This window comes from Trichococcus sp., assembly GCF_055118575.1.
The window spans coordinates 56,570-83,324 of sequence record NZ_JBSQPW010000003.1; the positions used below are offsets into that span (position 1 = coordinate 56,570).

At 45.6% G+C, this 26,755-nt stretch carries 17 protein-coding genes and 1 other annotated feature; of the genes, 2 read left to right on the forward strand and 15 right to left on the reverse strand.

What is annotated here, in order from left to right; all coding sequences use genetic code 11:
• Positions 1-5 precede the first annotated feature (5 nt).
• The 7 genes from cas9 to ACTCCX_RS01440 all read right to left on the reverse strand — a co-directional run bounded on the left by cas9 (position 6) and on the right by ACTCCX_RS01440 (position 15,825).
• Complete coding sequence (gene cas9, locus ACTCCX_RS01410; RefSeq protein ID WP_463274378.1) at positions 6-3,332, reverse strand: type II CRISPR RNA-guided endonuclease Cas9; 3,327 nt, start codon at positions 3,330-3,332, stop codon at positions 6-8.
• Positions 3,333-3,455: 123 nt separating this feature from the next.
• Positions 3,456-4,577, reverse strand: a complete 1,122-nt coding sequence (locus ACTCCX_RS01415) for a Fic family protein (protein ID WP_463274379.1) — start codon at positions 4,575-4,577, stop codon at positions 3,456-3,458.
• Positions 4,578-4,813: 236 nt separating this feature from the next.
• A complete protein-coding gene (pglZ, locus tag ACTCCX_RS01420; RefSeq protein ID WP_463274380.1) occupies positions 4,814-7,357 on the reverse strand; it encodes a BREX-1 system phosphatase PglZ type A in 2,544 nt (847 codons plus the stop codon).
• A gap of 159 nt (positions 7,358-7,516) precedes the next feature.
• Positions 7,517-10,996 carry a BREX-1 system adenine-specific DNA-methyltransferase PglX gene (gene pglX / locus ACTCCX_RS01425; protein WP_463274381.1) on the reverse strand — a complete coding sequence of 1,160 codons (3,480 nt, stop codon included), beginning with the start codon at positions 10,994-10,996 and terminating at the stop codon, positions 7,517-7,519.
• A gap of 33 nt (positions 10,997-11,029) precedes the next feature.
• Positions 11,030-14,635, reverse strand: a complete 3,606-nt coding sequence (brxC, locus tag ACTCCX_RS01430) for a BREX system P-loop protein BrxC (RefSeq protein WP_463274382.1) — start codon at positions 14,633-14,635, stop codon at positions 11,030-11,032.
• Positions 14,636-14,647: 12 nt separating this feature from the next.
• The gene (locus tag ACTCCX_RS01435) at positions 14,648-15,229 is read right to left on the reverse strand and encodes a DUF1788 domain-containing protein (RefSeq protein ID WP_463274383.1); all 582 of its coding nucleotides are present in this window, start codon (positions 15,227-15,229) and stop codon (positions 14,648-14,650) included.
• Positions 15,226-15,825, reverse strand: a complete 600-nt coding sequence (locus ACTCCX_RS01440; protein WP_463274384.1) for a DUF1819 family protein — start codon at positions 15,823-15,825, stop codon at positions 15,226-15,228. Before ACTCCX_RS01440 ends, ACTCCX_RS01435 begins: the two co-directional genes overlap by 4 nt.
• A 248-nt stretch (positions 15,826-16,073) precedes the next feature.
• Here ACTCCX_RS01440 and ACTCCX_RS01445 point away from each other — a divergent pair, with 248 nt between their 5' ends.
• Complete coding sequence (locus tag ACTCCX_RS01445; protein WP_463274385.1) at positions 16,074-17,078, forward strand: permease prefix domain 1-containing protein; 1,005 nt, start codon at positions 16,074-16,076, stop codon at positions 17,076-17,078.
• A 503-nt stretch (positions 17,079-17,581) separates the two neighbouring features.
• On the opposite strand, the gene ACTCCX_RS01450 is transcribed toward ACTCCX_RS01445, so the two are convergent.
• The 8 genes from ACTCCX_RS01450 to ACTCCX_RS01485 form a co-directional block, all read right to left on the reverse strand.
• Positions 17,582-18,418, reverse strand: a complete 837-nt coding sequence (locus tag ACTCCX_RS01450) for a transporter substrate-binding domain-containing protein (RefSeq protein ID WP_463274386.1) — start codon at positions 18,416-18,418, stop codon at positions 17,582-17,584.
• An 89-nt stretch (positions 18,419-18,507) separates the two neighbouring features.
• Positions 18,508-19,356 (reverse strand): transporter substrate-binding domain-containing protein, encoded by an 849-nt coding sequence (locus ACTCCX_RS01455; RefSeq protein ID WP_463274387.1) that lies wholly within the window; start codon positions 19,354-19,356, stop codon positions 18,508-18,510.
• A 28-nt stretch (positions 19,357-19,384) separates the two neighbouring features.
• Complete coding sequence (locus ACTCCX_RS01460; RefSeq protein ID WP_463274388.1) at positions 19,385-20,107, reverse strand: amino acid ABC transporter ATP-binding protein; 723 nt, start codon at positions 20,105-20,107, stop codon at positions 19,385-19,387.
• A complete protein-coding gene (locus ACTCCX_RS01465; protein WP_463274389.1) occupies positions 20,100-20,750 on the reverse strand; it encodes an amino acid ABC transporter permease in 651 nt (216 codons plus the stop codon). Before ACTCCX_RS01465 ends, ACTCCX_RS01460 begins: the two co-directional genes overlap by 8 nt.
• Before the next feature lie 73 nt (positions 20,751-20,823).
• Positions 20,824-21,054: a binding site (T-box leader), on the reverse strand.
• A gap of 142 nt (positions 21,055-21,196) precedes the next feature.
• Positions 21,197-21,400, reverse strand: a complete 204-nt coding sequence (locus ACTCCX_RS01470) for a YwbE family protein (protein WP_463274390.1) — start codon at positions 21,398-21,400, stop codon at positions 21,197-21,199.
• A 13-nt stretch (positions 21,401-21,413) separates the two neighbouring features.
• Positions 21,414-23,222 (reverse strand): oligoendopeptidase F, encoded by a 1,809-nt coding sequence (pepF, locus tag ACTCCX_RS01475; protein ID WP_463274391.1) that lies wholly within the window; start codon positions 23,220-23,222, stop codon positions 21,414-21,416.
• A gap of 415 nt (positions 23,223-23,637) precedes the next feature.
• Positions 23,638-24,555, reverse strand: a complete 918-nt coding sequence (locus ACTCCX_RS01480; RefSeq protein WP_463274392.1) for a ketopantoate reductase family protein — start codon at positions 24,553-24,555, stop codon at positions 23,638-23,640.
• A gap of 45 nt (positions 24,556-24,600) precedes the next feature.
• The gene (locus ACTCCX_RS01485; protein ID WP_463274393.1) at positions 24,601-25,464 is read right to left on the reverse strand and encodes a pyridoxamine kinase; all 864 of its coding nucleotides are present in this window, start codon (positions 25,462-25,464) and stop codon (positions 24,601-24,603) included.
• A gap of 192 nt (positions 25,465-25,656) precedes the next feature.
• Here ACTCCX_RS01485 and ACTCCX_RS01490 point away from each other — a divergent pair, with 192 nt between their 5' ends.
• Positions 25,657-26,724, forward strand: a complete 1,068-nt coding sequence (locus tag ACTCCX_RS01490) for an IS30 family transposase (RefSeq protein ID WP_463274394.1) — start codon at positions 25,657-25,659, stop codon at positions 26,722-26,724.
• Positions 26,725-26,755: the final 31 nt, after the last annotated feature.

The window sequence follows — 26,755 nt, forward strand, 5'->3', positions numbered from 1 at the left end:
CGCGATCACCTCTTCATATTAGAAAATGTTTGTCTACTTCTTTCTTTTACTTTGCTAAGATTGCCTAAATAATCTACTTGCATTTTTTCAATATTTAGTAGAGTAGCAATTCCAACACCCCTGGCAAAAAATGAATTATCATTTCCTAAAATATAAATATTCCCACTGGCTATATCTGCACTATTATAGTAACCAATGAATTCGGTCACCTTTTCTTGTCCCACATTTCCTTCATAATATGTTAAAGGAATTCCCTTTTTATGTTCAACACGAACAACATCATTTTGATACAGTGAGAACATAAACTCATCCTCTTCTGACAATTCATACCAATCTTCATAATTTTTATGAGCAACGCAGCCCTTATTGGGCAATTCTCTAGAAACGGTATCTTTGACATACACAGGAACGAAAACATATTTCTTCGATGTCCGAAACACATCAATGCGAATCATGGACGGCCCATTACCTGCCATCGCTTTTCCATTATTCAGCACAGCTTGAAGAGTTGATTTTTGAACGACTTTTACTTTACGAACGGTATGCATCTGTCCGTTTTCTTGCGTGTAGGTAAATACACCCTCCGGAAAGGCTTTTTCGCCGCTGCCGCCATTCTTCTCAAGCTCAGCCTTCAGCGCAGTGTACGCTGGCATCCAACCGTTATCATCGGATTTATAGAATTCCGCATTTCCGGTTCCTATTTCTCCGTTCTTGTTCAATTTGAGTTTGCTAATGCTGACGCGGCTGATTGCTTTACCTTCATGCAGTAATTTCCCGCTACGGATCGTATCCAGATGCGCCGGCCCGGTAATTTTCTTATTCGGTCTTCTCACCACAAACATCGGTTTCAGTTTCTCGATTTCTGCATCGGTGTAGGTACCCAATGTGTTCTTGATGTTCTTAATCAGTTCCTTAGGATTATCTGATAGGCGGGCATTCAGCTCATCCCTAAAGCCTTCCCATGGTTGCGGAAATGCTTTGCTGAACATTTTTTCGTATTCTTCACGCTTCTCCAAGCTCATATGTGCAAGGTCGGATTCCAAGGTACCCTCATTCCACAAAGATTTGTTGAAACGCACTTCTTGTCGTTTGCTGTAGACCGTGACTCTACGAACAAATGTGGGTGTCATACAGCCAACCACAACGGCGTCCATCGCATGATGCCTATCATTGTTCCGGTGTTTTGGACCGAGTCCCCATCGTGCCCGCATCCGCGCGGTTACAGTCCCATTGTTGACGGCAACTTTTTCTTTGATGTTTTCCTTTTCGGAAAATTCGATATTCTGCTTGAAGTAGTTACGCAATAGTCTGGCGATGTATCGCGTATCATTGATGTTACGGGATTTCCATCCATCTACATCTTCAGGACTCATTTTTTTCTTCAGCAGTTTCTCGCGTTTGTTGTAATTGCGGATTGTGCTTGCGATATTTTCCAGGTTCTTTATACGGATCGGATCATTAGCCAAATATTCCATCGGGATACGGTTACCCTTCTCACGGTTCGCCGCAGAGCTTACTAGCACTTTATTCCCGTAGCTGTCATCGAAGGAAATGCTGTAGGGAATGATATGGTCGACATCATAATTCCCAAAGAAAATTTCCGCGTAAGGAATGTATTGGCCAGTGTAAGGATCCATGTTGCCCTGTTCTCGCCACAACTTCAATCGGGTAATGTTCTCTCCGTTAACGGCAATGCCATTTTCGCGTAGCTCATTGGCGATACTCTCATTGCGCGCCATGTTCTCTTTTTGGTTCTTCTCAATCTTTTTTCGTTCGTCGAAGTTTTTTCCGAGCTCACGAGAGAACTCAATATTGATCGCATCCGGTTTGCCGTACTCGCGGGTCAACTGGTTTACGACTTTAATACATTGGCTGACGGCGCGTTTTACGACCGGATTGGACACATTTTCATGGATAAAGGCTCTGTCTATGGCGTTATGTTTAAAATCATACCCAGCAGACTCTGCTGCTTTATCATAGGTCAGGCCCATCTCCAAATAAGGGATGATATTTCTCATCGCCTTTAGGGAAAGGTGGCCATATTGCGTCATCGTAAGCGGCAAGAGTGCTTCAACCTGTTCAGCCGTCAAACTCAACCTGTCAGCAAACACTCTGCGTCGGCTCTTGTCACTGGAATAAGTGGTCAAGATTGTTCCGATTTCATCCTTAAGGCTGTTTGGCATTGGTTCGTAGACTTCCTTGCCGAGCGCCTTGCGTACTTTATCATAACTGCGCAGGGCGACGAAGTTCGTCTTCTCGGTTTTGTCCTGTTCGGTCTTGCTGCCATATGACAACAAATTGAATTTCGCTTCCGGTTCTAACTTCAACAATTTTTTGATTTCTGCATATTGCAGCTTATCCTTGCTGAAGGCTTTGTCGATGATCAATTGTCTTTGATCAGGGTTCAATTCCTTCCAGTCATCCCCGGCAAATTCTTGAATTTTCAGATTATTCAGTTTACTTAACAGTTCAAAATATTGGAAAGTATAAGTACCTTTTGCCGCTCGGTGTTCTTCTTTCTCGAACGTACACCAGCCGATCATCTTCTCAATCTGATCGCCCCCATAAGGACTGCCTTTGCCCGGGCCTTCATCAAAATCGCGTTGGGCAGTAAAGATACCTGCTGTTTCGCCTTCACTCTTACCGATAAATTCTTGTTCGAACGTGTCCGTAAGAGCCCCATTGCCGAATCCGCGTTGCGCATTTAAGATCTGTTTGATTTCATCAATGATTAAATCTCTCTGGGCGGTACCCAAATAACGGTCTTTGCCATCCTTGTTGCGTTTATGTTCTTCGTATTTAGGATGCGCATGCATATATTCGCCCAAAGTACGGTAAGTGCCCTCTTCCAATGCTGCTTTGATTTCATTGATGGCTGACAACACCATCCCTGTCTCAGCATCTGCATTGACAATTTCAGCCTTACGATTCGATTTGAAGCCGCGATGTCCCGCAAAAAAATAGAGTATCCGGAATAGCTCTTCGTTTGTAAGCTTCCGATCCAATGCTTCTGTCCGCAGTTCATAGATTGTTTTGTGCCCTAATTTTTGATTGAAAATATTCTCGATTTCTTCGCTCGTCAATAAACCATGACGAATAAACAGGCGTTTCGTCCGATATTTACGGAATTTGGTACGCCGTGTCCTTCTTCGGGAACCTCTGTTGCCTCTGCGTGGCGCTGCCAAAGACTCGCCCGATTGTGGATTTTCCGCAGCCGGAAAGATGACCGAATTCAATGTTTCTATTTTATAAGGAACCCCAGCTTCATCCGTCCGCAAGACAGCATAACCGACTGAAGTGATTCCCACATCCAATCCTATTTTGATTCCCATTTACAGGCCTCCTGTTTTTTTCGATTCATGTCAATATTTTAATAATATCTTACCAAAAGAAAACGTTTTACACAACAAAAAAAGGCCTCCGAAGAAGCCTCTGTTGCCCAAATCGATACATATTCAGTCCAAAATCCGCATCAAATCATAGTTACGGTACTTCCTGTTCCTGATTGTGCTCTCATCCGAGTACAAAAGACCTGCATCAGATAGAGCTTTCAATCCCTTTCGTGCAGTTGCAGGGGACATGCTCAAATTCTCTGCAACGCGCGCTGCAGTTGTATAAGGATCAGAAAAAGTATATAACCATATATTTTTCTCCGACTCAAGCGTACATAATTTCAGTCCTTTCAATGCCAAATCCTCTGTAGCTTTCAATTTGCTTAAGAGCGTGTCTGTCATTCGGGCACATGCTGTAATGAAGAACTTAATCCATGCATACCAATCAGGATTGTCCCCTCTAACACCATTAAGCAAATCATAGTAACGAGCGCGCTCCTTTTCCAATTCTTCACTTACAAAGAACACTGGGACATCCACTAAATCTTCTTTTATAGCAATTAAGGCGATTAAGATTCTTCCCAACCTGCCGTTGCCATCCAAAAAAGGATGGATCGATTCGAATTGAGCATGCATGACAGCAGCTTTAATGATTGGATCGCATTCTTCATCAAAAACGAATCCGTCCATTTTGTTGAATTTTCTAAAAGTACTATGCGAGGTTCCGTTAATAAAAAATTCTAAATTCTCCATATAGCCATCAATTTCATTTGCGTCCACAGGAATATAGACTGCATCTTCTATTCGGTTTGTTGGTCCTATGAAATTCTGATTTTTCCTGAATTCTCCTCCGGATGCATTGGATACTCTTGCATTCTCCATCAACGTCCGATGCAATACTTTGATCAAACCCATGCTGATTGGATTCCCAGTTTTGATGCTTGATGCCCCTTGCTGCAAGGCTTTCTGAAAATTCAGCACTTCTGTAATTTCCCAACTCAAATTCTCATTGTCTCGTGCTTCAACCATATCCGGAAAAGTCACTTGTGTCCCTTCGATTCTGGTGGATTGCACAGATTCGTTCAAGGAGAGCATACTGACCATGGCATCTTTCACTATGGAGTGGCTAAATTCGCTCTTCATGCCACCTATCGTTCTGTTAACTTCTGCCAATAACCGGAAAATTTCCAGTGCCTTATCATTCGATACAATGACGGGTAATGTGGCGATCCCTTTTTTTACCATGGTATCCCTCCTTAAAACTGAATCCGCATCTTTATCAACTTTCAAAAATAATCAAAAAGATAACCCCAGCTTCCGAAGAAACTGGGGTTAGAGCTTTGCGAGAGTCCCCGAAGGGAGCTCTTACTATAATTTCCTTATAAAGTCGGCTAAAACTTTATAAACAAACTATAACCTACTATTTCAAAAAATGCAAACACTTTCTTAAACTTTATTATCCGAAAATTTAGAAAGTGTTATTAGAATAATCCTGCGTCCGGCAAATCAATCACAAATTTCTTGCGGTTGATTTCTTCTCCCGTCTCCAGGTCAACCATGATGAAGTTATACTCGCTGAGCAGATCATAGGGTTGACTCATCAAGACAAATTTCTCGCGGACCATACGATCGCTTGCCTGTTCATTAGGCGAATCCGCCAACAGCGTGACTTCGTTGGAAATGAGGTTATCCATCCCATCGCTGAAGTACAATTTGACTTTTCTCGCCCTTCGTTCCGACGAAACAGCTTGCACCTGCAGGAAATCGAGATAGGTAACGATGTTCGTGATGCGGTCGGTGTTGCTGATCAACTGAACGTCCACCGACTTGTGCATTTCCTTGCCGCGTTCCGTCGTGATTTCCAGGACTGGTATCATCACTTCCTGCGGCAAGATGCCGCCGTGGACAAAGTTGGACCCGCCGCCTTGAATAGCCAAGCGTGAAGCCCCCTTTGGAATATGCACATATACATCTTCCTCGGCTAAGGCATCCACTTTGAAGTCCAGCAAAGCGATGTTCTGGCTATCTGCTTCGTGGTTCGTGAAGAAGCGGCGGTTCGCTGCGATGACATCCGTTCGATCGGCATTCACTTTATCAAGTGTATGCAAGGCATCGCGCGTATAGAGGAAGCCGTGATCAGCCGTCACGATGAATCGAGCCGCGCTGACGCCATTGAAGAGCTTATCGATCAGACGTATCAGCTCCTGCTGCGCAAGTTCAACTGCCTCGAAGACATGGCTCTCGCTGGCGGCATGGTCGCCGATCGCATCGATCGTATTGTGATAGATGTAGTAGACAGAATTGCTGCCCGTAAACAGTTCCCGCAATTCGCTTCGGGAACTGTTCAGCAACGCTTTGGCATCGACAGCCTTCGCTCTATCCACACCCAACTTTGCTTCCAGGACGGCATTCCGCTGATGAAGGCCTTTTGTGCCCATGCCATCAGCAACAACCTCGCCAGTTGCGGACAGGCTTAACTGATGATGCGGCAACAGACTAGCCATGCCGAGTTCGGTGTAGGACGGAACGACACCTTGCAAGGCATGCGTTGTCACATTATAGTGCGTGCTTGCCTCCAGTTGTTGCCCCAACTCGACAGCCACTTCATAACGCAGCGCATCGGAGATGATCACGAAAATCCGGTTCTCTTTCACGGAGTAGGTACTGACCCAATCTTTGTAAAAACGCTCCTGCTTCAATGTGTCCGCAACCGAAAAAGCAGGTGCATCTTTGAAGAAGGTCATCCAGGTCTCAGCCAACTTGGCGAGGAAGCCATTTTTGTAGTAGTTCTCTACTGTCTGGCGCAAGTCCGCAAAGGCATCAGACAAAGCGATCCCCTTGTCAAAGGCAACATAAAATTGGCGATAATAGCTATCCAATCGATAATAACGTTCCTCATAGCTTTTCCAGAATGCCTCTTTCTGATAAGGGAAGCCTTCCTTTTCGATCAGATGGATTTGCTTCAACAAGCGGCAGGCCGCCAACAACGCTTCATACTCATTGCCGAAGGAATCGAACCAATAGGACGCGCGGCGATTCAAGACGATGCTCTCGAATTCATCAAACAGCACGGCGCCTTCCGCCAATTGCGCGGCGATCCCTTCCACCAACTGCTTGTCGAAGGCTTGAAAAGTATCCGACTGCGCCAACCATTTCGCCGGCTTGTTTTTCATCCATTTAATGATCTGCAAGTCTTCGAACAGCACCTCAGACAGTTGGTTATAGCTGTCCTGTTCATCGCGCAGGTTCATCCAGCGGTTCAAGAAGACCACGCAGTTATTCGCTTGGCTCAGCAGCTGTTTCTCCCAATTCGCCGGAACTTTCCCTTCGAACTCTGCATCCAACTTCGTTTGGAATACGGCTTGGCTCAACGTGGCGATGCTAGGCGTTTCCTGTACGTACCCGAAGGATAATTTAGCCAATTGCCAGAAAGCGTCCGGTCTGCCGAATTTGAGCACTTGTTGCCACAGGCTGTCCTGTCTGGTTCCATACTCCGTGAAGAGTGAGCGAAAGACGCCGAAAGGATGTAGTTCCTTTGTCTTCGTCAACACGCACAATATCGCAAGTTCCAGGTCATTTTCGGTGATGTCCTGTTTCTCCGCCAACACGTTCGCAAATTGATTGCGGCGCTTTTTATTGTTGAAGAACAATTGATAGGATTTGAAGAACACGTCGCCTGTCTCGATTGTGATGCCCAATTCGTCCTTCAGATTCTCCATCGGGTCCATCTTGAATTCTTGGCTGTACAAATACATATCCAATAACGGATTCTTTTCGTTCTCTGGCCGTTCCTGTTCAAAGTAGATGAGTACGTTCTTTTCGGTGTGCACCTGTTCCACCAAATACTTCGTTTCAAAATAATGTTGGTCATCGCAGCGCAACACCAATACATCCTCCATCTGATAATCCTTCAGTTCATCCGCAAATGATTGGGATTTGTCATACCAGAAGACGATACGGCGCTTTTGATAGTCCTTTAGTGGCTGCTGAAAAACTTCCCGCAACCTTTTTTCTGCTTCATACATGTCCATTATCCCCTCAGTAAAAAAACTCTCTCTTTATCTTAAAGCAAACGGGAACGAACCACAATTCTATTGTTGCCAAAAGGGAACATTCTTCCTAGCCACACGCAAAAAAGTTGCCAACAGGAAACTTTCGCCCGTGTTGACAACTCGTGTAATTTTTTAGATCTTTTCGAACAAATTCTTTTTCTCGGAACGGCCGTTGTCTTTCTTGAACGGGATGTCCTGGAATTTGGCATAGTTCACCTTCACACCTTCGTCCAAATCCAAATCGATTTCCTGATCGGCCAGCTGTTTCAAGATCAGATCGTATTCGCGCAATTCCTGCAGCTGCGCTTCATAGGCTTCTCTTTCCTTACGCGCACGCGCCACTTCCTTGGCGGAAATGTTGCCGTCGATGATGACCTGCGCATGTTCGATCAGTTGGTTCAAGGTAGTCGTCAGCTTCAAGACATAGTCGGTGCGGATGCGCGCCAATGTGTATTTATCATAGCGGTGCAAGTACATCAAGCCCTTGAAGGCGCCCTTCTTTCCGCTACTGAACTGCCAATAGATCGGACGTTTTTGGTATATCTTCAGATGATCCTTGTAGAAATCCTTCATGAAGTAACGGCGAATGGTATCCTCAGCTGTTTCGGATTCCTTCATCCCCAAAGTGGTTGCGATGAACTGCAGATTCTCAGTCAACGTATCCTCACCATAAATGATCGCCACCAATTCAGCAATCTTCGAAACGATATCATCCTCAAAGTAATGTTCTGCCGTAATCGGAATGATGTTGTCCTTATCGGGTTTGTACGAACCAAATTCATCAAGATTAAATTCTCCGCCTGCAAAAGCAAGACCCGGTTTATCCAAACGATAGCGACCAAAGATGACACCCACTAGGTAAGATAAGAAACTGCGTACATCACGTTCAACATCTGCCTTACGAACCGTGACATCCTTATCTTCAACTTCTGGAGTCAGTTCATCTTGCAGACCATAAATCTCTATAAAAATACGGTTTAATTCTTCTTCATTGGCTTTTAGTTGCTTGAATCGAGCTTCCGCAACTACATTCCAATTTGCATATGCTTCGCTAATTTTTGAATAATGCTCTAGCTCACTTAATATAGGATGTTTATCAAAATCCCACGATGTTTCAAAAGAATCCCAGTCACGTTTTGAGAAAGTAATATTATCCCTTGCTAAATCTAGTATTTCTTTATCTCTAGAAATCTTCAAAGGAATTGATGTCACATCACCAATGTTAGTATTAAGGGTAGGATTTAGGATTCTGATAATTTTTTCAGCATATTTGGAATTCAACAATGCAAGGACATAATCATTCAAATTTTCATCATCAAAAAAGATTGATGGTGCTGCTAAATTAAAGGTTGAATCTTCTTCAAGTAATCTAACGCTGAACCTCTCGCTACTTGATATTAAATTCCAACTAACTCCTCTTCTAAACCAGATATACTCAGGAGCAATTCTTGCCACATGGTCTTTTCTGTAATGATTTTTGGCTTTTTCTGACCAGTCAATTATCGTGTCTATATTTCCAAACCAACGTCTATATCCTCCTCCTTTTGCATGGATTACCCATTTTTTGCCTTTCCCTATAGTATTACGTTCTACTTCCCAAATCAGCCTCAAATACTTATTATTATCTCCAGTTTTTGTTTGGCCATCAGAAATTGCATATTTTTCAATTTTTTCATATTTAAAACTATCATAAATTTTATCACTTACCCAATACGCAATAGGAATGCCTGGAATCATCTTAAAGTTGTCAGAATTTGTTTGATATGTCTGAAGTTCATTTGGGAAATTTTTAGGAATGCTATTTGTTATGTCAATCTGATTGATTTTTGTATAAATACCATTAAATTCTTCAACTTTTTTTCGGAAAATAGTTGCTGTTGTACCAAAGGCTATTCCCATTACCATATTTCCCATATGAGTCATTGTGACAATAGAATAGTTGTAAATTAATTTCTTCCTGAATTTCCCTAAAGAATTGAGAAACATCCATGATTGCATTGTGACATTGGCAATAAATCCTCGTTCTTTACATATATCCTGCATTTTTTCCATAAAAACAGCAAATAAATCTGACTTGGTATTTGGATAAAATTTCTTTACATAATTAGATAATTCAGAATTCATACCACTTCCACCCATATATGGCGGATTCGTCACAACAACATCATACTTCATCGTCAATAGTTTATACAGAACACTAAGCTGCTCAACAATAGGAACCTCAAAATTTAGATAACCTTGTTCAATGATATCTTCAATACGGCTAGTTCTTAAATGCTTGATAGCTTCTTCAATTAGATCCACATCAATAGATTCAAGTCTTAGTATGGATCCGTAAATCTTCGCATCAAAAAATTGGGAGTACAGGTTTTCTAACTCTGCATTGACGGCATCTTCATTAGGCAACGATGTGTTATGGAATAATGCCAACCCATTGCTTTCCTCGAATCCGATCAGATTAAACGTAACCTCTCGGCTGAAGAAACGTCTATCATAGGAACGAGCCTTCATAGCTATTGCGAATGAAGCTAATTGTGCTGCGCGTTTATCGATATCCATACCATACAGATTGTTCTCTACAATCAATTGCGGGATTTCGCGCGGGCTATAGCCTCTTTCCAGGTAGATTTCTCGTAGTACATCGAAAGCATGCAGTAACATATGGCCAGAGCCCATTGCAGGATCCATCACTTTGATGTCTTCCGGTTTCAAATTTTCATATTTTAACGCTGCCAGTTGTTCCATCACTTCTGGGGTCTGTTCGGCTGCATCCAAATAATAATGCAGTTTATCCTTCAGATTGCTGGATGCATTATTTTCAAGCCATAAACGGCCTAATGAATTATCAACCAGATATTCCACTATCCATTTAGGAGTGAATAATTGCGTCGCAGGCCCGATCGACTGTTTGCCGATTTTCTTGTTCTTTTTCAAGTCCGAAAAGATTTGATCTTTTTCTTCGGAAACATAGAATTGATACAACCAGCCGACGATTTCGATATCATCCCATGCTTCTTCAGGGATAAGCGTAACCAGATCCCTGATGATGCCATTATCCTGCAACAAGTCATTAGGCAGAAGCAGATAAAAGTCTCCTTCTACGGGAGAAAAAACATTCGGTAACATTTTTTCCAGTTGCATCCCTTGCTTCTCGATAATATATTTAAATAATTCATTAACGTTATGCGTATCTTGTAAGTGATAGATCAATTCCTTATCAAGCGATAACTCTCCTACCAACTGTAGCACTTCCGTCACGGCGTCCGGTTCCACTTTATTCGCCTTCAAAGAAGATAAAATGCGTGTTCTTATCGGCAAATAGTCATGGACTTCCATGAACCGCAATGCGACCAGACGGTTAAACCAGGTGTAGGTTGCCGTCTCCATGACCGCTTCATAGCCATCAATCTCCACTCTTCTGCGCAGGTGGTCATATAACATTTGTGTCTTGTTATCAAAGATGTGTCCATTCACGATAAAACCATCAGCAAGAGATTGAACAGGCGCAATCCCTTCGACAGTGATGCCGAACTGTGCCGCACGGTTGCGGACACCAGTTGCTATTTTGTGACGGGCACTAACTGCAAATTTCTTTAAAACTGTATTATCCATCATTACCCTCACTTTATTGCGATTTTGTATTCATCAAATGAAACGAATGGTTTTGCCTTGTTCGAGGACTTTTTCCAGTTCGTCGTGGATGGCAGCCAATAAATCATTCAACTCTGCTTCCGTTTCGATTTTTTCGTAGTTTAGTGGAATGAGTTTATTTTTATGCACAAATTCCGGCGTCTTGGTTACTGGAATTACTGGATCTATTACTATAGGAACTACATCCGGACCTATGACTACTACAGGATCGATTACAGGATCCGGTTTCGGAGGTTGTATTTTCGAGATAAACTCATTGATTTGCGTACTCAGTTGCTGCGTCAGATGATCGATCTGTGAACTGTAGGAATAAAGATCGGTCAACGTTTCCGCCCCTAGAATCTTATTCCTCAGTAAGGTGAAACGGTCTTTGATCAGTGGCTCAAATTTGGCTCTGACTTCGGCTATTGAGGCAATCGTATCTTCCAAAGTGCCTACTTTTTGTTGGGTTGCTTCCAGCAAAGGTTCGGATTTCTGATCCAATTCGGCAATCAAGGCCTGTTCATACTGCATGTTCAAATCAGGCAATTCTTTAATGAAGTCGTAAGGCATGCTCATGGCCAGTATTTCCGAGATGCGCTTGCCGGCTTCTTTGGCTTCGGCAGTCTGCAGTAAATCTTGATCGATTTCGTAGCGTTTGCGTAGCTTGAAGCTGTTGTCGAAGACCGGTTTTTGCGATTCGAAGAAGGATTTGACTGGCTGGATGTCATCGTATAGATCCAGCAGTTCATCACGCTTGTCGTATAGGCATCGGAAAAATTGGTCTGCATCCTGATACTTGAGGATTTCCTTGATACACTGCAGCATTTCGTTGATTTCATTTTCTCCCGGATAATGGCGGTGATGGTATTCTTCAAGCAAGTTCGCCAGCTCTTTCTGGGTCCCGGACAGCAACCGTGCTGTTTCCTCTTTCAGGTCGTCTTCTTTTTCGGATACCAGATTTTTTCCATACATTTCTTTCGCAATTACTTTCGCATTGCGGATCAGTTCTTCACCGATGACTTTGCGTTTCTCGACCATGATCTTCGCTTGCGATGGATTTTGTTTGATGGTTCTTGGGAACATGGCATCATGAATATTCATCGTGTTGCCGCTGGATTTGAACAGGATTTTTTCGTCCTTCAACAAGCGGATCAAGCTGACCAAAATGTCGTCCTCGCGCCAACCGTATGGTGCTTTCCCGAACACTTGGACGATTTCGAATAAGGACGTGATCATCCTGCGCTCTGTATGCTGTTGGATATATTGTTCCAAGGCATCAGTCGCCAAGCGGTTTGGATCATCTGAATTGTCGTGCAGGAAGTTAATCTGTCCTTGTGAAATGACCCCGCTGAAGTCATCACGGTCGTAGAACTTATTGATGTATTTAATTTTCAGGTACACATTTTCGACAACGTCATGCAGTCCTTGATCCACCTTTGTGGTCGGATTTCCTGAGAGGGATACTTCGCTGCCGTTGATGTAATAGGTGGCGTTTTGAACGGTTTCGCGTACTTGGCGTTCAACCGACTTCATCAGATCGTTCCGTTCATTGGATTTGCGGTCGATGATTTCGCGTTTTATGCCTGAATTTTGCTTGCTTGATTGGCTGCGCAAGTATTCATTGATTTTCAACAGCATCATCGTATCATCATAAAATGTGCCAGAATCGCCTAGAGCAATGACAAGTCGGCTCTCACGCGACGATAATTGTTGCAGTTCTTCGCGCGTCCGGTAATCATCGCTATATGGCGTTACCACATGAATCCCGATTTCGGCCGTCGCATTGCCGCGTGCGGATTCATCGATCCATTTGGCGCAGTCAAAGTCATACGCGACAGTCTTTTTCTCAGCAAAAGGTACGAATTTATATTTTTTCATTTCCAATACGGTGTCGTAGATCATTTCACCGATATAGGATTGCATCTTCGAAGTAGGAATATCCATGTGGTTGATTTCACGGTTGATGTCCTGCTCCTCATTCGTCAAGAACAGATACTCCAATCCCGTCCGTTGCACCAAATACTCCTTCGTCAAGCGGTCCAAGGCAGCTGTGATGTTTTCCGTCAATTTCAATCGGTCCGCATCCAGCTCATCCAACATCAAAGTCGTGATATTTTCGACTGTGCTCGGAACGGATTTCAAATAGCGAATCAGATAGAGTACTTTCAGCACATCAACATCAAAAGATTGCAACGTCGGTGTGGACTGTGCCTTGATGATGGTCGCGCGGACAGAGTGATCCAAGCCTTGGTCAAGATGACCATAGAAGGTTTGGAATGGGATCAGAATGCCCAAATCCTTTTCGGCGTATTCCAATGCGGCATATTGGACCGCCCCCAACAAATTCCGTTCGCCGCTGGCAAAATGCTTTCCGGCTGAACTATTCTCACGGATTTTCGTGAATACTTGTTGTAGCAGATCCAATTGATACGGGATCATCGGATAAAATTCACTGAAATCCTTTAGTGTATCATATTTTTTTAATGAAATGGTACCATCGGAGAAGTTTATTTTGTTGCGCAATGAAGCTTGTACTTCGCTTGTGTACAACAGCTGCACCGCATCTTTGCCGGTGTCATTCTTTTCCAATAGACGCTTTTTGATGACTTCATCCGCATTGGCGGAGCTGAGGCTCAAGCGCGTATTGAAACGGCCTTGGATCTTGGAGAAGTCCTGAGAAGAATGGATATCTTTTTCAAGTTCATCGATATCTTGTTGGCTCGTTACGATGACCCAAACTTTTCCGAACGTATATTTCCCCAAGTCTTCAACGATGGTTTGCAGATCCAGCATGCGATGGACATCATCGGAGACGAATTGCCCCATTTCATCAGCCAAGAAAACCAAATGATAGTCAGCAGGCTGCTTATCCACATATTTCTTTATGCGTTTAGCAAAGGAGTCGACACTGATTTCATAGCTTTCTTCGCCGTTGTCTATCCAGCGGCGGGCGCTTTCTTCACTCATGTTGGCGACTTCTACAAGGGATTCTACGATCAAATCTTCATTATAATAGATCTCTTCACGGGCATCTTCCCAAGCCAAATCAGACTTCTTTTGGAAGACTTGTTTGAAAGGTGCATATTGGCCGTTTTGATCAAGGATTTCTTCCATTTGTGCTACCCAAGGGATGCTGGCAGAATAGCCCAGTTTTTCATTGAAGACTTTGTTGAAGACTTTGACGATCGAAAGCTTGCTGTCGCCGTTGTCATCTTCCGATTTCGAAGGCGTGTTGAACAGAATGACGTCGCTCGGCGCATCCGCCACGTGCTGCATCTGATCCAGCAAGGCTTGATCCTGCAGCTTTTCCCGGAAAAAATCGACCGCCTTTTTCCCGTCGACTTCCAAATTGCTATCCAACAAATAGGACAATATTTTCAGAAAATGCGATTTCCCGGAACCGAAGAAACCGGAAATCCAGACACCCATCTGATCCGTTGGAACTTGCAACGATTTCAGGTATTGCTTAAAGAAATAAACCAAATGCGCCTGCAATTCGTCGGTTACGACATATTCATCCAATTCTTGGCGGACATCGTTTTCTGCTTCTTGTCCGACTTTGATGACCCCTTTAATTTCACGGGCGATATCTTTCTTGAATAGTTGCCTTATCTTCATTTTGCTCCTCCTCTATCTGCCTACTAACTGAAAGGCACGATAATAATGATCGTCCTTGAACTCGCCGAAAAGTTGCATTTTGTTGTCTTCGTAGGTTCCCGGGAAAAATAAAATCAAGGGTTGCTCTTCGACGACAATTTGTAGGTTGTTCAATAGCACATGCGAACGCAGAATCGGATAGATTTTGCCGATGCCGGTGATGAAAATGATCGCCCCCGGTTCCAATTCTTCCCTGATAGTCTGCACGAACACATCACGATTGGTTGCGATTTTCAGGGCTTTGCGCATAACGCTGAACAGCTCTTCGCTGCTTTTCTCCTGTTCCATCTTGATGTTTTTTTCGATGTACCCTCTTTTTTCAAAAAATGCGATCATCATTTCGTATAAATCGAATACTTGGAACTTTAACGTCTCATTTCGCTTTTGACCGTACTGGATGATGTCCGGAATCGCCTGACGGACAATCAGTTCGTCAGCTGCATCATAATCGAAGATGTAAAACCCAATTTCTCCGCCCAGTCCTTTTTTGCTTGTGAAGTCAGGTTCCAGAATGATTTCCTGTAAATCGTTCAGTCTTTCAATAATTTGTTTCATAGTAATTCTCCCAACAGGATCTCAACGACAGGCTTGATGCCGTTCTTCCGCAGATATTCTCTCACACCTTGATTGATCAGCGGCCGTTTGACTTGATGATCTTCGTGATTGCTCACGATAAAACCGGATTCGCGCATCATTTGGATGAATCCGACAGCCAAACGTTCTTTAGTAGCGTCAGCCCACTTGGCGACGACTTCGCTCTGTTCGCCCTTTTTGTACAAAAAATTTATCACTTCTTTTTTCGCCAAATCTTTTTGAAGCAACAAAATCTTTTCGAGATAGATTTCGCGCATAAATTCATAATAAAGCTGATCAGCCTGCAGGATTGCGAAAGCCAATATAGCTTTGGATGTGTCTGCATCACTGCTTATAAATTTTCCCAACAGAAACTCATCCAGAAACGACAGACGATGACTGATTTCCTTGTATGATGTCTTTCTTCGGTCTAGCGAAGGCATCTGGATGGCATTCAATTCGATCGCTTCATAACGTCGCTCTTCTTCCGTCTTTCCTTGCAGCATCATTTCGGCAATCCGTTTACTCTCAATATACATAAAGGGACGATTCATCAATGCCGTCCGATATTTATTCATATGCCACCTTCTTCTGTGCTTGTATAATGTTGCCAATTCTGTGTTCTTCCAATTATTAATAACAAATTAATTATACCGCAGATTTGTTCAAAAAGAACAGTTTGGGAGAGGATTTGCCAATAAAACTGGTATATTGTCCACTCATATCATTTCATTAAATCATCCCAAGGTGCTACACTTTACTTGACTCAAAAGCACTAATTGGATCATCTCACAACACCCTTGGCATCGGAAAAGAGGAAAAGAAAATGGATACGCTGCGAAACTATGTGGATTCTATTTTTGCTGATCTGCCGAAAACGGCGGAAATGTTGCGGCAAAAGCAGGAACTGCTCGACAGGATGCAACAGCGCTTCGATCAACTGAAGGCTGAAGGCAAAAGTGAACATGAGGCGATCGGGATGGTGTTTGCGGAGCTCGGGGACGTTGATGCCATCCGGGCTGCTGCGGCAGCGGGCACTCCAGAAGATGTTCCGGAAGCTGGCGCCGGCATGACGAATGAACAGCAGGTATTCCTGTCACCCGAACAAGTCGACGAATACATCGATCATCGCCACCGTTTTGCATGGGCGATGGCGACGGGCGTTTTCTTGTGCATCATGGGCCCGGCCAGCATGTTCCTCGGGCAATATTTGGTGGAGTCCTATTTCCGCAGGGCAGGCCGCTCGAGTGACCTCGTAGGCGTGCTGACGATGGTGCCGCTGTTTGTCCTGATTGCTGCGGGTGTCGCGCTCTTCATCCTCTTCGGCATGCGCGAGGAGCAATTTGAATTGGAAAACAAACGCGTCCAGCTCGACTCGACCACGTATGCCCGGCTGAAAGCTGAGCACAAAGCCTTCCGTCCGCGCTTGGCGACTGCTGTGGCGATTGGGGTCGCGCTCTGCATTCTTGCGCCCGTCTCCATGCTGCTTGCCGTTGTCCTGCTCGGCGAGAACAACGGCTTGTCGCTTGTATTCCTGCTAAGCTTCATCGCGATCGGCGTCTTCCTGTTCATCTACTTCGGCACCCAAAATGAAACCTACGAAAAACTGCTGGCGATCGGCGAATTTGCGAAGGACAAAGCTGAGGAAAATAAAGTTGTCGGCATCGTCGCCGGCGTCGTCTTCCCGCTGGCGGCAGCTGTCTATTTGATTGCCGGTTTCGTCTATTACGCCTGGGCGACTGCCTGGATCATCTTCCCGATCGTCGGCATCCTCTTCGGCATCTTCGCGACTGTGTACAATGGTTATATGGATCTGAAGAAGAAAAAGTAAGATACTGGAAACAATGTAAAAAAGTATGCATAAACAATAATGGGGCCGGTTCATTGCGTTAAATGAACCGGCCCCATTATTATTTTGTGCCTAGAATAGTTTGGTGTCGGGTATTAAGATGGTCACGGCGGATGAACAGGCGACAATTACGGGATTTCTCGACTTTGTGCGTCGCATTCAGCTCGGGAAACCTGACGATCAGGCAATCTCTCGACTTTGCGCGTCGCATTCAGCTCGAGAAACCTGACGATCAGGCAATCTCTCGACTTTTTGCATCACATTTTGCTCAGGAAACCTGACGATCAGGCGATCTCTCGACTTTTTGCATAACATTTTGCTCGGAAATCCCGACGGTAAGCCCATCTCTCGTCTTTTTGCGTCACATTCTATCCGGAAATCCCGACGGTAAGGCTATCTTTCGACTTTCCACCCCGCATTCAGGTCGAAACGCCAGACAAAAAGCCGCCTCGTTTTTCGAGACGGCCCTACATACATACATTCAACTATTCTACGGCGTTCTCATCCATAATCTCAATATTTGTACGGATCAGTTCCTCGATTTTGCCGCTGTCTTCCATTTCATCCAAAATGTCGTTCACCGCATCCAGAAAATCCTCGCTGTCTTTCGCAACGGCGATGGCTGATTCGTTCGGCGTGCTGGCGACATCGAAGTCAGCGATCTCAAGGCCTTCATTCTCTTCAACATATCGCCTCGCAACAGTCTCCACCATCAAGACCGCATCCGCTTTGCCGGTCACCAAATACAGGACGGCCGTATTTAATTTCGGCACGGCCTTGATCTCAGCATCCGGGAAATTTTCCAGCAGGTACGCTTCCTGGATCGTCGCCTTTTGCGTAGCCAGACTTTCCTTCTTCAGATCGTCCTCCGACCGAAAATCCTCCGCATCCTCCGATTTGATCACCAAGGCATCCTTCTGAGTATAGTAGATGTCCGAGAAATCAACGCTCTGTTTTCTTTCCACGGTCGGGTTCATGCCGGCGATGACCATATCTATTTTGCCGGTGGACAAGGCCGGGATCAGGCCATCGAAGTCCATATCCACGACTTCCAGCTCGACGCCAAGCTCATCCGCAACGGCTTGGGCGATGTCGATGTCGAAGCCGATGATTTTGTCTTCCCCATCCTTTACGAGATGCCACTCGTACGGGGGATAATCGGCACACGTTCCGACGACCAGCTTGCCGCTGTCCTTGATTTCCTGCAAGGCGCTGCTCCCATCCGTCGCAGCGCTATTTGCTGTCCCACTCGTGTTTCCGCATGCCGCCAAAATCAAGAAGCCCAGCATCCCAAAAATCATTTTCATAAACCCGTTTTTCAATCCTGATTCCCCCGCATTCCTTCATTGTCTCAAAAAAAAAGATGCCCTTTTCAGAGCATCCTTGCACTTTTATTGGTATGTTGCTGCTTTTATTCTGCTGTGTTGTCTTCCATCAATTGTGTATTGATTTGGATCAATTCTTCAATCTTGCCGCTGTCTGTCATTTCTTTCAAGATAGCGTTCACTGTTCCCAGGTATTCGCCGCCGTTTTTGGCAACCGCGATTGCAGACTGGTTCAGTTCGCTGTTTACGTCGAATTCAGCGATCATCAACGTATCATTTTGCGTTACGAACTGCTTCGCAACTGTTTCAACCATCAATACAGCATCCACTTTTCCGGTTGTCAAAGACATGATGGCTGTGTTCCACTTAGGAACGGATTGAATTTCAGCATCCGGGAAGTTTTCCAATAGGTAATCTTCTTGGATCGTCGCTTTTTGAGTCGACAATGCTGCTGTTTTCAATGCATCTTCAGAAGTGATTGTTGCAGCATCTTCTTTTCTGATCACCAATACGTCTTTTTGTGTGTAGTAGATGTCAGTGAAGTCAACGCTTTGTTTTCTTTCTTCTGTCGGGTTCATGCCGGCGATGATCATGTCGATCTTGCCTGTGGATAATGCTGGAATCAAGCCGTCGAAGTCCATATCTTTGACTTCCAACTCAACGCCCAGTTCATCAGCAATGGCTTGTGCGATATCGATGTCGAAACCGACTACAGTATCTTTTCCGTCTTTGACTAGATGCCACTCGTATGGAGGATAATCCGCTGACGTACCCATCACCAATTTGCCGCTGTCTTTGATTTCCTGCAATTTATCAGTAGTTGTAGCTGCTGAATCTGTTGCGGAGCTGTCCGCTGTCTCGCTTGTATTGCCGCATGCCGCCAAAGCCAGAATGCTCATTGTACCCAAAGCTAATTTCAATAATCCTTTTTTCATCTTAACCCCTCCAAATATGTTTTTTATTTTATAGGACTTTCGATAAGAAATCCTTTGTCCGATCGCTTTTTGGATGATTGAAAATCTCATCCGGTGTGCCTTGTTCCATCACTTGGCCGTCATCCATGAAAAGGATGCGGTCGCCGACTTCTTTCGCGAAGCCCATTTCGTGGGTAACGACTACCATCGTCATACCTTCCATCGCAAGGTCCTTCATTACCTGCAATACTTCGCCGACCATTTCCGGGTCAAGCGCGGATGTGGGTTCATCGAACAGCATCATATCCGGTTCCATTGCCAAGGCCCGTGCAATCGCAATCCGTTGTTTCTGTCCACCCGATAAGGATTGTGGATAGACGTCGGCTTTTTCGGACATGCCCATGCGTGCCAACAATTTTCTGGCAATCGCTTCGGCTTTGTCTTTCGGTACTTTCTTAACCTGCTGTGGTCCGATCATGATGTTGTCCAATACCGTCAGATGCGGAAACAGATTGAAGCTCTGGAACACCATGCCCATTTTTGTGCGGATGGAATCGATGTCCACGCCTTTTTTGTTGATTTCCTGACCTTCGAAAATCACTTTACCGGTTGTCGGTTCTTCCAGCAGATTCATGCAGCGCAAGAACGTACTTTTTCCCGATCCGGATGGTCCGATGATAACGACCACTTCACCGGCGTTGATTTGTTCATCGATGCCTTTCAGAACTTGCTTATCACCGAAAGATTTCGTCAGTTTTTCTGTCTTAATCACTTTGTTTCAACCTCATTTCTAGAATGTCCACTAATTTAGAGACGATTGATGTCATGATAAAGTACATCACGGCAGCGACCACTAGCGGGCCAAATGGCAAGAAGGTCGCACCACGCACCGTATTGGCTGCGAACATCAAGTCGCGCAAGCCCAAGACGGAAACGATGGATGTTTCTTTGATCAGCGTCACGAATTCGTTACCCAAAGCCGGAAGAATATTTTTGATAGCTTGCGGATAAATGATTTTTTGCATCGCCATCGATTTGCTCATCCCGATTGAGCGAGCAGCTTCCATTTGACCTTTGTCGACCGCTTGGATACCGGAACGAATGATTTCGGCGATATAGGCTGCCGAATTCAAGGATACAGCGATGACTCCGGATAGGAAGTCGGGCAATTCGATATTGATGACGTACAGACCATAATAAATGATGAATAATTGCACCAACAGTGGTGTACCCCGCACAATTTGGATATAGCCATTCGATAATTTGCTGAGGAATTTGTTGGGCGACATTTTCATCAATGCCAAGCCTGTCCCCAAAATGACGCCCAATACGATTGAGCTGATCGAAAGGCCAATCGTGTAGCCGGCCCCTTGAAAATAGATCGGCAGATAGGTCTCAAAGAAATTTAAATCCATTTGTATATAATCCCCTTTTTTATGTTTTTGCTGGTGGTACTCTGGGTACTAAAAAACCGCCCCTTGTATTGCTACAAGAGACGGGTCAATGTTTGATTCCGCGGTACCACTCTAGTTGATCTGCTGTGAAACAACAAATCCACCTCGATTAAATTAACGCATAAATTGCGTAAAAGGCTACTCAACGTTCACCTTTTCGTCATCCGAAGTGCGCTTCAATCTGATATTTCACTGCTGGGCTTCCACTCTGTCCCGGCTCGCTGGAGAAAATATTCAAATCTACTCTCTTCATCACTGACTTTGTTCTATTCAGTTGTGGTATGGAATCATAATATAAGATTTGAAAAGAACTGTCAACAAAAAAACTATCACCGAATTTTCATTTGGTTCTTATTTTCTGTGAAAAGAAGCAATCGAGCAATCCCTTTCTCATTTTTCGATCCAATTTATGCCTCATCCACAATCTGTTTTACGCGTCCGACCTGATCGCCTTCAACCAGCATGACTTTGATGCCGTGGGGATGATTGGGGCTGTTCGTCAGCAAGCGTTTCACGTGCCCTCTTGTCAGTTTGCCAGTGCGTTGGTCTTTTTTCAAGACGATATCGACCAACGCGCCGATTTTGATGTTTTTTCTCAGTTTTCCGTCCATGATTTCCTCTTTCTTAAGCAAGCTCTTTGCTTAGTGTGATGATTTGATCGACGGCTTCGTCCAGATAGTGGATCGTATCCTGCAGCGCCTGATCGGTTTTGATATCCACGCCGGCTAGGGCTGCGGCTTCCGCGGACTCCAATTTGTCCCCGAGTGCCAAGAATTCCAGCCATTTTTCGACGGCCGGTTCCCCTTCCGCTTTGACCCGCAGGAAGGCTTGCGTCGCGATCGTCAGTCCGGCCGAATAGGTGTAGGAATACAGACCCATGTAGTAATGGATCTGGCGCATCCATGTCAGCTCGGCTCCGGCGTTGATTTCCACGGCGTCTCCCCAGAAGCGCTCAAGCACATTCCGTTTGATTTCGCTCAATTTTCCGGCATCGAAGCTCTTGCCCGCATCGATCAAGTTATAGACTTCCCTCTGGTAGGCCGCTTCCAGCAGATGTGTGACGAAATTGTGGAAATAGGTATCAGAAAGCATCTTCGTCAAAGCAAAGCGCTGCATGCGCGTATCCGTACTCTTGCGCGCCAACGATTCCGTCAACAGCAGTTCGTTGAAAGTGGATGGGCCTTCGATCAGGTACAAGGAAGGCTCCGAACCGAGGATGCTGTTGTTTTCGTTTGATAGGATCATCTGGCCGGCATGGCCCAATTCGTGGATCAGCGTATAGACATCGGAAAGTTGGTTCGCCCATGACATCAGGATGTAAGGATGGGTACCATATGGGCTTGTGCAGAATCCGCCTGTCGATTTACCTTTGTTCTGGGCGAAATCGATCCAACGCTCCGGATAAGCTTGCATGATCCTGTTGGTATAATCCTTGCCCAATACTGCTATCGCATCCTGAACCATTGTTTGCGATTCATCGATCGATACTTGCGGCGAATATTCCGGATCCAACGCAATCTTCAGGTCGGCATAAGTCATCTTGTCCAGGCCGCGGACTTCTTTCAAATGGGTGATATATTTCTGCATGACGGGCGCCAAGTCGTTCATGATCGTGTCGATTTGGCGGTCATACAGGTCGCGCGTGACTTCCTGGCCGTAGAGCAGATAGTCGATCACGGAATCGAAACCGCGCATCGTCGCCAACGTCTTTTCCTTCTGCAGTTGGGTATAGTAGGCCGTTGCGACGACATTTTCGTAATTACCTAGGACAGCCGAGAATTTGTCGAATGCCGCCCGACGGATCGCCGTATCATCGTGATACATATAGTAATCCTCATAGAGCACGAAGCTCAACGGATATTCCTTTCCGTCGGCCGTAAAAGTGCCGAAGTCCATATCGCCAAGGCGGGCCTGTTCATAGATGGCGCTAGGCACATCCAGAGTCGGAGCCAACTGGGCCAATGCCTTTTCGACTTCAGGCGCCAGCTGGATGCTTTTGTTTTTCTTGATGTGGCGGATATAGGAAGCAAAACGCGGTTCTTCCGCAACGACCTGATCAAGGATAGCAGTATCGCAACCGATCAGTTCCGATTCAAAAAAGGTCAGTTGGGCGCTGATGTCCGCCATTGTATTCGCTGTTTGGCGGGACAATTCAACGTTGTCCGGATCGGTCAGGTCAGTCGCTTCCGGCATCATCGCGTAGTGATCCGCCAATGTCGCCGATTCGATGATCTTTTCGTAATCCTTCATCGCCGCCAGGATTGTTTTTGTATCCGTGAGTTTGCCTTCGAAGGTCGTTGCAAAGGTTGCGGTAGCCTGCTTCAGTCCTGACAAGGCTGTCTCGAAGTCAGTTCGCGTTTTATAGAGTGCGGTCACATCCCAAGTCAATGCTTCAGGGATATCCGCGCGGTTTTTCAGTTGTTCTTGTATCATGTTTTTTGCTCCTTTTATTCGTGCTTTTTGACGAATGTAGAATGAATGCTTCCATTATAACAAAAAAATGCTGCCGGCGTCGGCCTGTTCTCCGGTGAGCGGTAGGTTCACCGGAGTTGACGCTTTCCCCCGATGAGCGCCTTTCTCGTCGGAGTTGGGGTTCCGGTGATTTGTTGTGCTCCTGTGAGCGAACGCTGGCCGGAGCTGGGCGCGGAATCGCAGGCTGTCCTCCGTCGAGCGAGGGTTCCTCGGAGGTGAAAAATTTATGATCACATCAGCTCCGACGACGATGCCCACGCCGGAGCTGGACGCGCCAAAAACCTTCCGGAGCTGCATGAACCTTCAGCACCGACGCAAAAGCCCCCGCTTGCGAGGGCTTGATGCCTTCGCCCGCGAAGGCCGGTAATCCATTCTCTCAGTAAGTTGCTTCGATGGCTTTAACCTGATCATAAAGGTATTGGTTCGTCGGCGCAGGCAATCCATATTTTTTGGCTTTTTTCAGAATGGTACCTGAAAATAGCTCGACCTCGGAAGGCCGTTTCGCCAAACCGTCCTGGCGCATCGATGGCATCCCCAGCGGCGTCAATCCGTCGATGATCGCCAAATCATTCTCCAGGTCGGTTTCCGTCAGATTGACGCCTTCCTTTTGGGCGATCGGCAGGACTTCGCGCATGGCGGCAATCATCAGGTCGCGGGTTGGTCCCTCTTTGTGGATGTCGCGGAAAGTGCCCTCCTTCACCATCAGCACTTGATTCACGCCGACATTCAGCATGAATTTCGCCCACATGCGGTGCAGGATATCCGCTTCGACCACGTGCGGCAAGGCCGTTTCTTCGAAGAAAGCTGCCACTGCATCCAAACGATTCTGTTTTTCGGCAGCGTCGATGCCGATCCGCAGCTCGCCGATATGGACAGACTTCACATCGTTGCCGATCCGGAGCGCGTCCATCCCTTGGGCTACGCAGTGGACGACCTTCTCGCCGCCGAAAGCCGCGCCGATGACTTCTTCGCTGGAGATACCGTTCAAGACCGAAATGATCGTCGTATTCGGACCGATCTGATTACGGGCAGTTTCGATCGCTCCATCCAAGCCGGTTCCTTTTACGGCCAAAATGACCAAATCAGCAGGCGCCAGACTGGCATCCGTTTCATCGACATAGTGAAAATCGCATGTTTCTCCATTAAACGAAATCCCTTGTTCCTGGTAGCGCGCCAACCGTTCTTTATTGACGACGATGCGGACATGATCCTTCCCGATGGCTTTCGTAAAGTGATGTCCGTAGGGGATTCCCAAGGCACCCAATCCAACGATGGCTACAGTTTGTATCTTCATTTTTTCACGCCTCTTTCCAAGTAAAGATTATTGATGCTGCTTCGGTCATTCTGTCGGTTTGTATTTGCGCAATTGTTCTATCAGATACGGCAGATCCGTCTCGAATTGGACACCGTAGTGCAGCTCCCGTCCACTTTTCAGTGTGCGCTCGATCACCATGCTGTTGTAACGAACGGCCGTGTCAGTTGCCAAGGTCAGCTGCAGATCCTGGAAAAGCAGACCGCCAACGACGCTTGTGAACAAATCGCCTGCACCGTCATAGTGGCCGGGAAAATGTTTCGCGAAAGCATAATGCGCTTCAGGCTCGTTGTGGCTGATGCAGACAGCCCCGATCGTTTCCGAGTCCAATGAAACTCCCGTCAACACTATACTCTTCGGATTCAGTACCCGCAAAGCAGCCAGCAGTCCCGCGACCTCCGTTTCCTTATACGGCTTCTTCAACATAGGACGTTGCGTCAAAAAACAAGCTTCCGTCACATTCGGTGTGATCACGGTTGCTTCCTTGCAGAGCGCCGCCATTTCCTCCACATATTCAAGCGTGAAACCAGGATAGAGCACGCCTTGATCGCCCATCGCCGGATCGAGAACAATGTGTGCATCCTCGGCAGCAAATGTATGGATGATTCCGCGGACGATGTCGATTTGCTGGTGCGACCCCAGATAGCCGATCAGGATGCCGTCGAATTTGATGCCCAATGATTGCCAATGCTGCAGGATTCCCTCCATTTCCTGGGTCAGATCCAAAAAGGTATAGCCTTCAAATTCATTACCCGTATGGGTGGACAACAATGCTGTCGGCAGGATGCTCACCCAATTGTCCAGGCAGCTCACTACAGGCACCGCCACGTTCATCGAAATGCGGCAACTGGCGGAAATATCTTGGATAATCAATACTCTCGGTTGACTCAAATGCTTGCACCCCTTTACTTTTGAAACTCAATTATTCCCATTCTATCATCTTTTCAGTCGATTTCCTCATTTTTCCATCGTTTTGAAAAAAAGGAAAATTGTAAAATGAAATGCATAAGGAAATAAACAAAAAAATCATGTAGATACGATATACTTGTTAGCGTCGAAACCAAAAGTATAAGGAGTATCTACATGACTAAAAACAATTGTATCACAGAAAATCGTAGCTTCAAACATCTTACTGACATTCAACGTGGAAAGCTTGAACAGATGGTCAAAAGTGGTACCTACACACAGGCGGAAATGGCATGTGAATTAGGCGTCAGCCAACCGACTGTTTCTCGTGAGCTGAAGCGCGGAAGGACACGCCAACTTGACTATCAGCGCAATTATTACGAACAGTATATTGCCACCTCCGGCGCAAGGGTCTATAAAGAAAATCGCGAGAATGCACATGCACGGGATCACCATAAATATTCTGCGGCTTTCCTTGCTGCCTTACCGGAAAATTTAGCGCCCAAGAATGGCTTGCGGATTCACAGTGTGGACACTTTTGTACATTCCTATAGGAATGCACACCCCGAAGAACGCGCACCCTGCACGAAAACCGTTTACGCTTTGATCAACGCTGCCGTACTTCCAATCCGTAATATCGATTTGCCTATGAAGACCAGGATGCGGCCGCGCAAGAAAACTGTTTCGGAGCCAAAGGGCCATAACGCTAAACACTTAGGCCGCAGTATCGAAGAACGTGCTCCGGAAGTGCTTTCGCGGGAAGATTTTGGACATTGGGAAGTTGATTTGGTGTTAGGCAAGAAAACAAAAAATGAGCCTGTCATCATCACTATGGTTGAACGGAAAACCCGCTACTTCCTGACTAAAAAGGTTTGGGGGAAAGGCGCAGCGTTGGTTCAAAAAGGCGTACTTGATTTGATGGAAAAACAGGGGTTGGAGCAGTTTAAGACCCTTACAACGGATAACGGATCTGAGTTTTCAAGTCTTTCTCTTATCGAAGGAATCGCCTCTGATGTTCAGGTTTTCTTTACGCATGCGTACGCTTCTTGGGAGAAGGGAACAAACGAAAGGCATAACCGAATGCTTCGGGAATTTATCCCAAAGGGAGCCACGCTGCGTCCATTAACTTATTCGTATTTATTGGCAGTAACCGATACAATCAACAACAGACCAAGAAAAATAATGGGATACACAACACCTGCAGAACGCCTTCAGGAAGAATTGGTGGTATTACATGCAGCCTAGGTGTTTTGTTGGTTCCATAGGGTAAGAGAAT